This is a genomic window from Streptomyces sp. NPDC033966, from assembly GCF_055575955.1.
Genome location: NZ_JBVIRQ010000010.1, coordinates 87,318 through 98,851, shown reverse-complemented (window position 1 = coordinate 98,851; position 11,534 = coordinate 87,318). Strand labels below are relative to the sequence as shown.

The following is an 11,534-nucleotide window of genomic DNA, read 5'->3' as shown; positions in this document are numbered from 1 at the left end:
CCCCGGCGTCCGGCTTCACCACGCCGAACGCGGTGGTCCGCACATCGGCGGACGGCTTCGCGGCGGGCTTGCCGGCCGGCTTCTCGGCGTCCGCCGAAGCGGAACCAGGCTTCACGGTACGGAAGACGGCGGTGCGCTCGGCGTCGGCGGCGGCCGTACCGGGGTCCCGGGCGGGCTCGTCGGCCTCCGGCGCGGGGTCGGGCTTCACCGCACCGGACGGCTTCGCGGAGGCGTCGGCCTTCTCCGCGTCCCCGGCGGGCTCCTCCGCCTCCGGAGCGGGGTCCGGGCTCTCGTCCCGGGACGGGGACTGGCGGACCACTCCCGCAACCGGCGTCTTGGGGTCCACCCGACCGGGGGACGGCCGTGACGGAGCGGCCTCGGGCTCCGCGTCCGTGTCCGCGTCCTCCGTCTGCTCGTCCGGCTCGGCCGTCGCGACCCACGCCGCCACGGCCTCCTTCAGCGGGTCTCGCGGCTGGAAGACCGACAGCCTCGGGTCCTGCTCCCCGGACGCTCCTTCATCTACCGACTTGTCGGGGGACTCGCCCGCCACCGTTCCTCCTCGATCGCTGTCCGGTCACTGTCCGAACCGTCTAACAGTGTCCCGTCTAGGGGGCATCGCCCAACCGCTAGACGAGAACGACATAGCTACTGGTTCCCGCACAAAGCGTCCAGGCACTCTCGACAGATGAATGTGAGAGGCGTCACCCTGTCACTCATCCACGCGGGGAGGCATGGATGGGCAGGAGCCGCAGAACAATTCCGGAGGAGCTTCTGCTGCTCGCTTTGGACCCGGCCACGGGTACCACGGCGCAGCCGCAGTCGCTCGACCTCGGCCTGGCCGGGGCACAGCTAGTGGAGCTGGCTCTGGCAGGACGGATAGCCCCTGACGGGGATCGTATCGCCGTGGTGATGCCACGGCCGACAGGAGATCCGACTCTGGACTCCGCACTGGAACTGCTGCGCAGGCGCGGCAGCCCGGTACGGGCCGTCCACTGGATCGGTGGACCGCGGTTGGGTCTCCGCCAGATCTACCTCGCTCATCTGGAGCGCTGCGGCATGGTGCATGCCGTGGCGGGACAGATGTGCGGGGTGCTGCCGACGACTCGCTACCAGGCGACCGACACGGCGATCAGCCGGGAGATCCGTGCCCGGCTGGACAGTGCGATCCGCACCGGCGTACCGCCGGACCCGCGGACCGCGGCGCTCGCCGCGCTGGCCCACGCGGTCGGACTCGGCAAGCACCTGTACCCCGGCAACGAGGGGCGGTCGTCCAGGTCCCGGCTGCGGGACCTGATCCGGCACGACCCGATGGGCGGTCTCGTCGCGCACGCCGTGATGGACGTCCAGAACGGCGTGGCCGCACAGCCGCGCCGGGACCGTGCCGTACAGCCGCAGCCCCAGCCGGCCGTCCGGGCCACGGCGACCGGCGGTGTTCCGCTGCAGCCGCGCCGGACGGGTGCGATGGCCCGCGCGGCCGCGCACTGAGCGACGGCACGGGTACGCGTACCACCCGCATGACCCGCATGACCCGCCACACCCCTTGACCCACCGGCGGGGCACAGATCCACAGATCCACCGACACCGCGGCCGGAGGTCCCCCAAAGACCCGGCCCCGGAGCCGCCCGCGCGCGGGGTGGCGAAGCCGACGAGACGGCTTCGCCACCCCGCGTGCCGCTTTCGCGCGTTCCCCAGCGCCGTCGCACCCTTCGGTGGCAGTCTGCTGAACACCAGACACTCAGCGAGACAGCGACAGAAGAAGGCGGAGGTGCCGTTCACGTGGCGTCCAATGTCAATCCCACCGTCCGACGCCGCCGACTGGGCATGGAGTTGCGCAAGCTCCGCGAGGACAAGGGCATGACGGCCGAGCAGGTCGCCGAGCGCCTCCTCGTCTCCCAGTCCAAGATCAGCCGTCTGGAGAACGGCCGCCGGTCCATCAGCCAGCGCGACGTCCGCGACCTGTGCGAGGTGTACGAGGTCGAGGACCCGCGGCTCGTGGACTCCCTCATGCAGATGGCCAAGGACTCCCGCCAGCAGGGCTGGTGGCACGCCTTCGGCGAGATCCCCTACAGCGTCTACATCGGCCTGGAGACCGACGCGGCCAGCCTGCGCACCTACGAACCGCAGATGGTGCCAGGCCTGCTCCAGACCCCCGAGTACGCCCAGGCGCTGATCCGCGGCGCGCTGCCCGAGACGGCGCCCGCCGACGTGGAGAAGCGCGTCCAAGTGCGCATGCACCGCCAGAAACGGTTGTCCGAGACGGAGAACAACAATCCGGACGTGGGGCCGCTGCGCCTGTGGGCGGTCATCGACGAGGCGGCGCTGCGCCGGCACGTGGGCGACCCGCAGTTGATGATCCGGCAGCTGGAGTACTTGATAGAGCAGTCGCAGCAGCCCTACATCACCGTGCAGGTGATGCCCTTCACGATGGGCGCGCATCCGGGAATGAACGGGCAGTATGCAATTCTGGAATTCCCGGACGCATCGGACTCGACGGTCGTCTACATCGAGGGCGTCACGAGCGATCTGTACCTGGAGAAGGCCAACGACGTCCAGAAATACAGCGTGATGTACGAGCACCTGCGCGCCCAGGCCCTCAACGTCGACCAGACCCGGCAGTTCATCTCCGAGATCATCGAACAGCACGCGGGCAAGGCGATCTGACCGCGAACTCCGCAGAGCGGCAGGAAGTGGACGGAAGTGGTGAGAGGGCCAGCACGGTACACCGTCGCTCCCCGGCCACAGAAGGCCTGAATGGAATATGCCACCCGGTCGAGTGAATGCCTCCTTCGGCCATCGGAAGCTGCCGGTAGCGTCGATCACGTCGGCCGGGGATATCCCCGGCCGGCACGCAACCGGAACTACTCGCTGAAACCGGAGAAGAACATGGCTATTCGTCAGGGTGCCACGGAAAACTGGACCAAGTCCTCCTACTCCGGCGGAAACGGGGCCTGCGTCGAGGTCAAGTCCCCCGTCACGCAGGCCATCGCCGTCCGCGACTCGAAGGTGCAGGACGGTCCCTCCCTCACCTTCGCGCCGGGTTCCTGGACCTCCTTCGTCACCGGCGTGACCGAGGGCGGACTGGGGCACCTCGCCTGAACCGTCCGAACCCCCCACACAGCAGCACCCCGTACGGAGCCCTCTCGACCGGCCCGCCGTCCTGGCCGAGGGGGCTCGGCCATGTCCGCCGCCCCCCTACCCCTGCCCCCCGTCGGCCGTCAGCGCAGCTGGTCCACGTACCGGTCGGTGCCCGGCACGGTCGGGACGAACGGCGCGACCAGCTCCACCCGCCCCAGCCCCGACTCCGCGACCTCCGCGTCCAGCCCCTGGAAGCGGTCCCAGCAGGTGCGCGGGTCGGCCTCCAGGAACCACAGCAGCGTGAGCCGGGTGTCGACCCCCTCGACCTGCTTGACGTAGGTCATCCGGTCGCCGGGCAGCGGGGTCGGCCGGAAGACGGTGACCATCGCCGCCGGTGAGCCGTGCAGCCGGCGCGGCAGCGCCCTGGAGCGCAGCCACTCCAGCAGCTCCGCCCGCCGCCCCGGCCCGTCGGCGTCGACGACCTGGAGGACCAGCCCGGCGTACGGGTGGTCGAGGGCGTGGAAGTCCCGGGGTCCGGCGGCCCCGTCGCGGTAGACCGTGGCCTCGTGGTCCTGGAAGGCCGTGAAGACGTGCGTGCGGTCCTGGTAGACGCGCCCGTCGCGGTTCAGCCGCTTGTTGATGCCGACGGTCCACTTCATGTGCTCGTCGTAGCGGCCCTCGGTGACCCAGTACGTCGATACGTAGCAGCCGGCGGTGACGGGCTGGGCGACGGCCGACTTCTCCGGGTAGCGCAGCTCCTGGAGCTCGCGGGTGGCCACCCAGCGGCGGCCGGCGTACATCCAGGGCATGGCCATGGCGCCGGCGTAGTAGTGGTCGTCCTCGTACCAGCGGTTGTACGCGTACTCGTGGCCCGGGTGCGGTTCCACCATGGTGATCAGGGCGTGGCCGGGGCGGACCCCGTACGGGCCGACGGCCGCGAGCTCCGCGTAGTCGCCGGCCCGGGTGTCCTCTCGTTCCCGCTCGTCTCTCGTCATGGCACCGGTGTATCTGATGCCACGTCAGTTGTGGAGGGGGCGTGCGGTGTTCAGCCATCGGAAAGGTAGGTGCCCACTGCACCTTCCCCCGTTAGGCTGCGGCCACCTGCCACCGAAGGAGCCGCCCCATGCCGCCGAGCACCGCCGCCGCCCCGACCTCCGCGAACGCCGCGACCTCCGCGAGCGCCACCTCCGCGACCGCCGCCGCTCCGCCCGCCTTCGCCGCGCGGGCGCGCGCCGTGGGCGGTTCGCCCGTACGGGAGATCCTCGCGCTCACCGAACGCCCCGGGGTGATCTCCTTCGCCGGGGGCCTGCCCGCGCCCGAGCTCTTCGACACCGAAGGCCTGCGCGCGGCGTACGACGCCGTCCTGACCGGTGCCGGAGCCGCCCGCGCCCTCCAGTACTCCACCACCGAGGGCGCCCCCGAACTGCGCTCGGCCGTCGCCGCCCGGGCCGCCGCCCGGGGCCTGGCCACCACGGCGCAGGACGTCCTGATCACCACCGGCTCCCAGCAGGGGCTCACCCTCCTCGCCGCCACCCTCCTGGAGCCCGGCGACACGGTGCTCGTCGAGAACCCCACCTACCTGGCGGCCCTCCAGTGCTTCGCCCTGGCCGGGGCCCGGGTCATACCCGTGCCCTGCGACGGGCAGGGCCTGCTCCCCGACGCCCTCGCCGAGATCACCGAGCGGGAGCGGCCGAAACTCCTCTACACGATCCCCACCTTCCAGAACCCGACCGGCCGCACCCTGCCGGGGGACCGCCGGGCCGAGGTGGCCCGCGTCGCCGCCCGGCTCGGGCTGTGGCTGGTGGAGGACGACCCGTACGGCGACCTCCGCTACGAGGGCGCCCACGAGCCCTGGATCGCCGCCCACCCGGGCGCCGAGGACCGCACCGCCCTGCTCGGCAGCTTCTCGAAGGTGATGGCCCCGGGGCTGCGCCTGGGCTGGCTGCGCGCCCCCGCCGCCCTGTGCCGCGCGGCGGTGGTCGCCAAGCAGGCGGCGGACCTGCACACCTCGACGGTGGACCAGCTGGCCGCCGCCCACTACCTCGGCGCCCGGGACCTCGACGCCCACGTCGCGCGGGTCCGGGACGCCTACCGCGCCCGCCGCGACGCCCTCCTCGCGGGACTCGGGGCGGCGCTCCCGGCGGGCTCGGAGTGGAACCGCCCCGAGGGCGGCATGTTCGTGTGGGTCCGCCTCCCCGAGGGGTACGACGCGGGGGCCCTGCTGAAGTCCGCCGTCGCGCACGACGTGGCGTACGTGCCCGGGGCCCCCTTCCACACGGGCACCCCGGACCCGCGCACGCTGCGGCTGTCCTTCACCACGCACACCCCGGAGGAGATCTCCGAGGGCCTGGAGCGGCTGCGGACCGCACTGGCCTGATCCGAAAGACACGGCCGGGCCCGGCCTGATCCGAAAGACACGGCAGTCTTCTAGCGGTACAGCTCCTCGATCTCGGCCGCGTAGCGCCGGGCCACCTCCGCGCGGCGCAGCTTCAGCGTCGGGGTGAGGGTGCCGGCGCCGACCGACAGGTCCTCGTCCAGGACGCGGAAGGCCCGGATGCGGGCCGGGCGGGAGACGGTGGCGTTGGCCGTGGCGACGGCCGCCGCCACCAGCTCCCGTACCGCCGGGTGCGCGGCCGGGGCCGGGCCGAGGTCGAGGGATTCGCGGGCGGCCCAGGCGGCGACCTCCTCGGCGTCCAGGGTGATCAGGGCCACCGGGTGGGGGCGCCGGTCGCCGATCAGCACCGCCCGCGAGACGAACCGGGAGGCGGCCTGGACGGCGAACTCCACCTCGGTCGGGGTGATGTTCTTGCCGGCGGAGGTGATGATCAGCTCCTTCTTGCGGCCGGTGATGGACAGGAAGCCGTCGGCGTCCAGTTCGCCCAGGTCCCCGGTGTGCAGCCAGCCGTCCGCGTCCAGGACGCCGGCCGTCGCGCCCGGGTCCGCGTGGTAGCCAGGGAAGACCATCGGGCCCCGGGCGAGCACCTCCCCGTCCGGGGCGATCCGCACCTCGCAGCCCGCTATCGGCCGGCCCACCGTGCCGTACCGGACGGCGTCGGGGTGGTTGAGGCTGATCACCCCGGCGGACTCGGTCATCCCGTAGCCCTCGAACACCCGGATCCCGCAGGCGCGCAGGAAGTCCAGGGTGGCCGGGGCGATCGGGGCGCCGCCGGTCAGGGCCCACTTGAGCCGGCCCCCGAAGGCGGCCCGGACCAGGGCGTAGAGGGACTCCTCCGCCGCCTCCCACGCCGGGCGCAGCTCCTCGGGCAGGGTCCCGTCGGCCGCGAGCACGCCGAGGCGGACGGCCTCCTCGAAGCGCTCCCGGCCGCCGTCGCGCCCCTCGGCCAGCCCCAGCACCACCGCGTGGACCTTCTCGAACAGCCGGGGCACCGACGGCAGGTGGGTCGGCCGGGCCTCCGCGAGTTCGGCCACCACGTCCTCCACCCGGCCCCCGAAGTAGCACAGCTCCCCGCCCTCCAGCAGGGTGGTGAACTGGATCAGCTGCGCCAGCAGGTGCGCCAGCGGCAGGTACAGGTACGTGGAGTCGCCCGGCCCGCCCTGGACGAGGGGGAGGGTGGCGTCCTGGACGGCCCCGAGGTTGCCGTGCGTGAGCCGGCAGCCCTTGGGCAGGCCCGTGGTGCCGGAGGTGTAGACGATCGCGGCGTCCGCCTCGGGGGTCACGGCGGCGGCCCGCTCGGCCAGTTCGGCGTCCGAGACCCCCGGAGCCGAGACCCCCGGAGCCGGCGCCCCGGAAGCCGGCGCCCCGGAAGCGGGCGCCCCGGCCGGCAGCACCTCGTCCATGCGCACGACCGCCCGCAGCGCGGGCAGTTTCGGCCGCAGCGCCTCCACCCGGGCCGCCTGGGCCGCGTCCTCGCAGACGGCCACCACCGCCTCGGAGTCGGACAGCACCCAGGCGAGCTCCTCCTCCCCCGCCGTCGGGTACACGGGCACCAGGACCGCGCCCGCCGCCAGGATCCCGAAGTGGGTGTACGTCCACTCGGGCCGGGTCTCCGCGAGCACCGCCACCCGCTCCCCGGCCCCGACGCCCAGCGCGAGCAGGGTGCGCCCGGTCCCGCGTACGGAGGCGCCGAGTTGGGCGTACGTACGGGTCTGCCAGCCGTCGCGCTCCGGTGTGCGGAAGCGGAGCGCCGGGGCGTCGGCGTACCTCTCCTCGGTCCACTGGGTGAACACCGCCAGCGTGCTCGGACGACCGTCCATCGCTTGCCCTCCCGGGATAGGTGACCCCCGATGGTGGGCCCGCCCGGACCCCGCCCGGCATGACCGGAAGCGTCACCCCCGCTGACCGCAGCGCTCATTGGGGCTACCTTCGAGGGCATGGGGAGGCGGACGGTCACCGTGCACCACGTGCGGGCCGTGCTCGCGGGGGCGCGGCGCGCCGGCTTCGACCTGGTGCCGCTGCTCCAGGAGGCGCAGATCCCGCCGCTGCTGCTCGGCGACGACCGGGCGCGGATCACGCCCGCGCAGTTCGCGCGGCTCTTCCGGGCCCTGTACCGGACCACCCAGGACGAGTTCCTCGGGCTGTCCGCCGTGCCGAGCCGGCCGGGCACCTTCGCGATGATGTGCCACGCCTGTCTGGGCTGCCGGGACCTGGGCGCGGCGGTGGAGCGGGCGGCGGCGTTCTACGGGCTGTTCCCGGGCGGGCCGGAGCTGTCGCTGGAGACCGCGGGCGGGCAGGCCCGGTTCACCGTGCGCAACGACTTCGACGGGGACGAGGAGCGCTTCCTGACCGAGTGCGTGCTCGCGATCTGGCACCGGCTCTGCAGCTGGCTCGTCGGACGGCGGATCCCCCTGGTCCACGCCGCCTTCGCCTATCCCCCGCCGCCGCACCGGGACGAGTACGACACCCTCTTCGGCTGTCCGGTGCGCTTCGGGGCCGGGCGGACGGAGGCCGTCTTCGACGCGCGCTGGCTGACCGCGCCGCTGGTGCGGGACGAGGCCGCGCTCGACGCGATGCTGCGCCGGGCCCCCTTCGACCTGCTGTCGCGCCCCGAGTACGGGACCACGGTCGCCGAGCAGGTACGCCGGACCCTGACGCGGCGGCTGCGCGGCTCACCGCGGCTGCCCGAGCTCGGTGAGGTGGCGGCGCGCCTGGCGGTGTCCCCGGCGACGCTGCGGCGCCGCCTGCGGCAGGAGGGGACCTCCTTCCAGCAGCTCAAGGACGACGTGCGGCGGGACGCGGCGATCGCGGGGCTGGCCGAGGGCGGGGAGCCGATCGCGGAACTCGCCGCCCGGCTGGGCTTCTCGGAGGACACCGCCTTCCACCGCGCGTTCCGCCGCTGGACGGGCACGACACCGGGGGCGTACCGGATCGCCTCGGGCGGGTAGCGCGGCGGCGCGGCGGGCGGGGGGGGTGGGAGGCCCGGTCAGGAAAGGTGAGCTTTCCGGTCAGCGACGTGCCGACCGGTCGGTCGCTACCTTCGCCTCACCTGCCCCCACACTTACGCACGTTGGGAGTTCCGCCCATGCGTTTGCGCAGCAGCACCGCCCTGGCCGCCGCCGCGGCCGCCCTGAGTCTCTTCGCCCAGCTGCCCGCCGCCACCGCCGCCGCCGAAGAGGCCGGCCGCCCCGGCGACATCGTCAGCAGCGCCCCTTCCGCCTTCCACCCGCTGCCCGGACAGCCCACCGGCACCAGGGCCTGGAAGGTGCACTACCGCTCGACCACCGCCGACGGCGCCCCGAACGTGGTCTCGGGCACCGTCATCGTCCCGCAGGACGGCCGCACCGGCCCGCGGCCGCTGATCACGTACGCCGTCGGGACGGTGGGCCTCGGCGACTCCTGTGCGCCGAGCGGCAACCTCCCGAACGGCACCGCGATGGAGGCCAACCTCGTCCAGCAGTACACCCAGCGCGGCTGGGCCGTGGCCGTCACCGACTACGAGGGCCTCGGCACCCCCGGCGTCCACACCTACACGGTGGGCCCCTCGGCCGGGCACGCCATGCTCGACGCCGCCCGGGCCGCGATCCGGCTGCCCGGGACGGGGCTGTCCGCCGACACCCCGGTCGGCATCGTCGGCTACTCCCAGGGCGGCCAGGCCAGCAGCTGGGCCGCCGAGTTGCAGGGTTCGTACGCCCCCGAGCTGAAGGTGAAGGGGACGGCGACGGGCGGGGTCCCCGCCGACCTGATGGAGGTGGCCGCCTTCAACAACGGCTCCTACGGCTCCGGGCTGATCTTCATGGCGGCGGCCGGCCAGGACGCGGCCTTCCCCGAGCTGAAGCTCGACTCGTACCTCAACCCGGCGGGCCGGGCGCTGGTGGCCGGGATGAAGGAGAACTGCGTGGCGGTCGACGCCATCGCCGGCTCCTTCAAGCGGATCTCCGACCTGACCACCCGCGACCCGCTCGCGCAGCCCGACTGGCAGGCCCGCCTGGACCAGAGCCGGCTGGGCCGGACGGCCCCGGCCGCGCCCGTGCTCCAGTACCACGCGCTCGGCGACGAGCTGATCCCGTACGCGGTGGGGCGGCAGCTGCGCTCGGAGTGGTGCGCGCGGGGCGCGGACGTCCAGTTCGACACGATCGTGCTCGGTGAGCACGTCAGCGGGGTCATCACGCACTCCCTGGCGGTCGGGAACTGGCTGGCGGACCGCTTCGCCGGCCGCGCCACCCGCCCCGACTGCTGAGCCGCCCACCGTTCCCGCCCCGCCGTTCCCGCCCCGCCGGTTCACTCTCCGGCGGGGCAGGAGCGCGTCCCGGCCGGCAGCTTCCCGGCGATCAGGAACTCGTCGACGTACCCGCGTACGCAGGCGGAGGAGTCGTAGCCGGTGTGCCCGTCGCCCTTGTGGTCGATGACCACCGCCGAGCCGAGCCGGCGGGCCGTCTCCTCGGTCCACTCGTACGGGGTCGCCGGGTCGCCGCGCGTGCCGACGAGGAGCATCCGGGGCGCTCCCGGGTGGTCGATGCGGCGGATGTAGTCGGTGCCGGCGGGGCGGCCGTAGCAGGACAGTACGGTCATCAGCTGGCCCGGCCCGAAGACGGGAGAGGTCCGGTGGAACTCGTCCCGCAGGTCGCGGATCTCCTGCTCGACCGCCTCCGGGCTGGCCTTGTCGTTGCTCCGGTCGGGGTCGTCGGCGCAGTTCACGGCGGTGAGGGCGGCCTGGGCGTTGTCGTCGGGGATCTTGGTGGGCCCGTCGACGGGCGGTGATTCGGCCGGGCCGCCCAGTTCCATCAGCGGGACCGGGTCGCGGTCGCGCTCCACGCGGGCGAGGGCCTCGGCGAGGTCGGGCCACAGGCTCGTGGAGTACAGGGCGGCCCCGATGGCCCCCACCGCGTCCTGGCCGGTGAAGTGGGAGCCGTCGTCCCCGACCAGCGGGTGCTCGTCGAGCCGTTCGACCAGGGCTTCGACCTTCTCGCGGGCGGTGCGGGTGTTGGTGCCGTAGACACAGCCGCTCTGGTGGGCGCACCAGGCGAGGAAGTTCTCCAGGGCCCGCTGCTGGCCGCGTGCGGAGACCAGGGCCTGCTCGGTGAGCGGTTCGGTGAGGGTGTCGACCCCGTCGAGGACCATCCGGCCGGTCCGCCGGGGGAACTGCGCGGCGTAGACGGCGCCGAGCCGGGTTCCGTAGGAGAAGCCGAGGTAGTTGAGCTTCTTGTCGCCGAGGGCCTCGCGGATGCGGTCCATGTCCCGGGAGACGTTGACGGTGCCGATGTACGGGAGCACGGGCCCGGAGTGCAGCGCGCACCGCTCGGCGACGGCGCGGAGGGCGGCCAGCTGGGAGGCGGCGTCGCCCGGCACCTCGTCGCCGGTCTCCTGGGAGCCTCCGCAGGAGACCGGGGTGCTGAGGCCGACGCCGCGGGGGTCGAAGGCGACGAGGTCGTAGCGCTCGCCGAGCTTCGCGAAGGGCTTGGGGTCGGCGGCGAGGGAGGCGATCCCGGGGCCGCCGGGGCCGCCGAAGTTCAGCAGCAGCGAGCCGAGGGGCCGACGGCCGGGGGCGGTGGCGGGGATGCGGGCCACGGCTATCCGGGTGGTGCCCTTGGCGGGGGCGGCGGGGTCGAGGGGGACGGTCACCTCCGCGCACCGCATCCCGGCGGGGACGCGTTCGAGGGGGCAGTCCCCCCAGCGTATGCGCGGGCCGGTCTCCGTGGCGGCCGCCGGGGTGGCCGGGACCGCGGGGGCGGCGGGGGCGGCCGTGAGGGAGGCTGCGAGCACCACCGCGCAGGCCGCGCCCGCGGCGCAGGCGGCTCCCGCGGATCCGGCTGCGGCACGGGGACGGGTACGGGGACGGGGCATGCGCCCTCCTCGGGTCGCCCCCCGGACCGGTCGGCCCAGCCCACCATAAGCGGGGCCCGGCGGCCCCGCCCCTCGGGGCGGCCGCCCGGGTCGGGCGGGGCGGGCGCCCGGGCCACGCGGTGCGGGGCGCCCGGGCCACGCGGTGCGGGGCGCCCGGGCCACGCGGTGCGGGGCGCCCGGGCCACGCGGTGCGGGGCGCCCGGGCCACGCGGTGCGGGGC

The 11,534-nt window shown here is 74.0% G+C and carries 9 protein-coding genes and 1 pseudogene; 6 read left to right on the top strand and 4 right to left on the bottom strand.

Going from position 1 to position 11,534, the window contains the following annotated elements; all coding sequences use genetic code 11:
• Nucleotides 1-550 (bottom strand): annotated as a pseudogene (locus tag ACZ518_RS26795) (hypothetical protein); the annotation flags it as partial.
• Nucleotides 551-735: 185 nt separating this feature from the next.
• On the opposite strand from ACZ518_RS26795, the gene ACZ518_RS26790 reads away from it, so the two are divergent.
• The 3 genes from ACZ518_RS26790 (at nucleotide 736) to ACZ518_RS26780 (ending at nucleotide 3,096) form a co-directional block, all read left to right on the top strand.
• Complete coding sequence (locus ACZ518_RS26790; protein ID WP_469115553.1) at nucleotides 736-1,485, top strand: GOLPH3/VPS74 family protein; 750 nt, start codon at nucleotides 736-738, stop codon at nucleotides 1,483-1,485.
• Between the two features lie 291 nt (nucleotides 1,486-1,776).
• Nucleotides 1,777-2,661, top strand: a complete 885-nt coding sequence (locus ACZ518_RS26785) for a helix-turn-helix domain-containing protein (RefSeq protein ID WP_469115552.1) — start codon at nucleotides 1,777-1,779, stop codon at nucleotides 2,659-2,661.
• A 222-nt stretch (nucleotides 2,662-2,883) separates the two neighbouring features.
• Nucleotides 2,884-3,096, top strand: a complete 213-nt coding sequence (locus ACZ518_RS26780; protein ID WP_469115551.1) for a DUF397 domain-containing protein — start codon at nucleotides 2,884-2,886, stop codon at nucleotides 3,094-3,096.
• Between the two features lie 119 nt (nucleotides 3,097-3,215).
• On the opposite strand, the gene ACZ518_RS26775 is transcribed toward ACZ518_RS26780, so the two are convergent.
• On the bottom strand, nucleotides 3,216-4,070 hold the full coding sequence (locus ACZ518_RS26775; protein WP_469115550.1) for a hypothetical protein: 855 nt from the start codon (nucleotides 4,068-4,070) through the stop codon (nucleotides 3,216-3,218).
• A 128-nt stretch (nucleotides 4,071-4,198) separates the two neighbouring features.
• Here ACZ518_RS26775 and ACZ518_RS26770 point away from each other — a divergent pair, with 128 nt between their 5' ends.
• Entirely contained in the window at nucleotides 4,199-5,452 is a 1,254-nt protein-coding gene (locus ACZ518_RS26770) for an aminotransferase-like domain-containing protein (protein ID WP_469115549.1), read from the top strand.
• A 50-nt stretch (nucleotides 5,453-5,502) separates the two neighbouring features.
• Here ACZ518_RS26770 and ACZ518_RS26765 read toward each other — a convergent pair whose 3' ends face one another.
• The gene (locus ACZ518_RS26765; protein WP_469115548.1) at nucleotides 5,503-7,290 is read right to left on the bottom strand and encodes an AMP-dependent synthetase/ligase; all 1,788 of its coding nucleotides are present in this window, start codon (nucleotides 7,288-7,290) and stop codon (nucleotides 5,503-5,505) included.
• A 117-nt stretch (nucleotides 7,291-7,407) separates the two neighbouring features.
• On the opposite strand from ACZ518_RS26765, the gene ACZ518_RS26760 reads away from it, so the two are divergent.
• Both ACZ518_RS26760 and ACZ518_RS26755 read left to right on the top strand, forming a co-directional pair.
• On the top strand, nucleotides 7,408-8,418 hold the full coding sequence (locus ACZ518_RS26760) for an AraC family transcriptional regulator (RefSeq protein WP_469115547.1): 1,011 nt from the start codon (nucleotides 7,408-7,410) through the stop codon (nucleotides 8,416-8,418).
• Nucleotides 8,419-8,555: 137 nt separating this feature from the next.
• A complete protein-coding gene (locus ACZ518_RS26755; protein ID WP_469115546.1) occupies nucleotides 8,556-9,710 on the top strand; it encodes a lipase family protein in 1,155 nt (384 codons plus the stop codon).
• A gap of 41 nt (nucleotides 9,711-9,751) precedes the next feature.
• On the opposite strand, the gene ACZ518_RS26750 is transcribed toward ACZ518_RS26755, so the two are convergent.
• Nucleotides 9,752-11,314, bottom strand: a complete 1,563-nt coding sequence (locus tag ACZ518_RS26750) for an alpha/beta hydrolase (RefSeq protein ID WP_469115545.1) — start codon at nucleotides 11,312-11,314, stop codon at nucleotides 9,752-9,754.
• Between the last annotated feature and the right edge of the window lie 220 nt (nucleotides 11,315-11,534).

Bases quoted from the DNA above. Each gene is read 5' to 3' on its own strand.
- ACZ518_RS26790 (WP_469115553.1), top strand. From the start codon at position 736: ATGGGCAGGAGCCGCAGAACAATTCCGGAGGAGCTTCTGCTGCTCGCT.
- ACZ518_RS26780 (WP_469115551.1), top strand. From the start codon at position 2,884: ATGGCTATTCGTCAGGGTGCCACGGAAAACTGGACCAAGTCCTCCTAC.
- ACZ518_RS26775 (WP_469115550.1), bottom strand. From the start codon at position 4,070: ATGACGAGAGACGAGCGGGAACGAGAGGACACCCGGGCCGGCGACTAC.
- ACZ518_RS26770 (WP_469115549.1), top strand. From the start codon at position 4,199: ATGCCGCCGAGCACCGCCGCCGCCCCGACCTCCGCGAACGCCGCGACC.
- ACZ518_RS26765 (WP_469115548.1), bottom strand. From the start codon at position 7,290: ATGGACGGTCGTCCGAGCACGCTGGCGGTGTTCACCCAGTGGACCGAG.
- ACZ518_RS26760 (WP_469115547.1), top strand. From the start codon at position 7,408: ATGGGGAGGCGGACGGTCACCGTGCACCACGTGCGGGCCGTGCTCGCG.
- ACZ518_RS26755 (WP_469115546.1), top strand. From the start codon at position 8,556: ATGCGTTTGCGCAGCAGCACCGCCCTGGCCGCCGCCGCGGCCGCCCTG.
- ACZ518_RS26750 (WP_469115545.1), bottom strand. From the start codon at position 11,314: ATGCCCCGTCCCCGTACCCGTCCCCGTGCCGCAGCCGGATCCGCGGGA.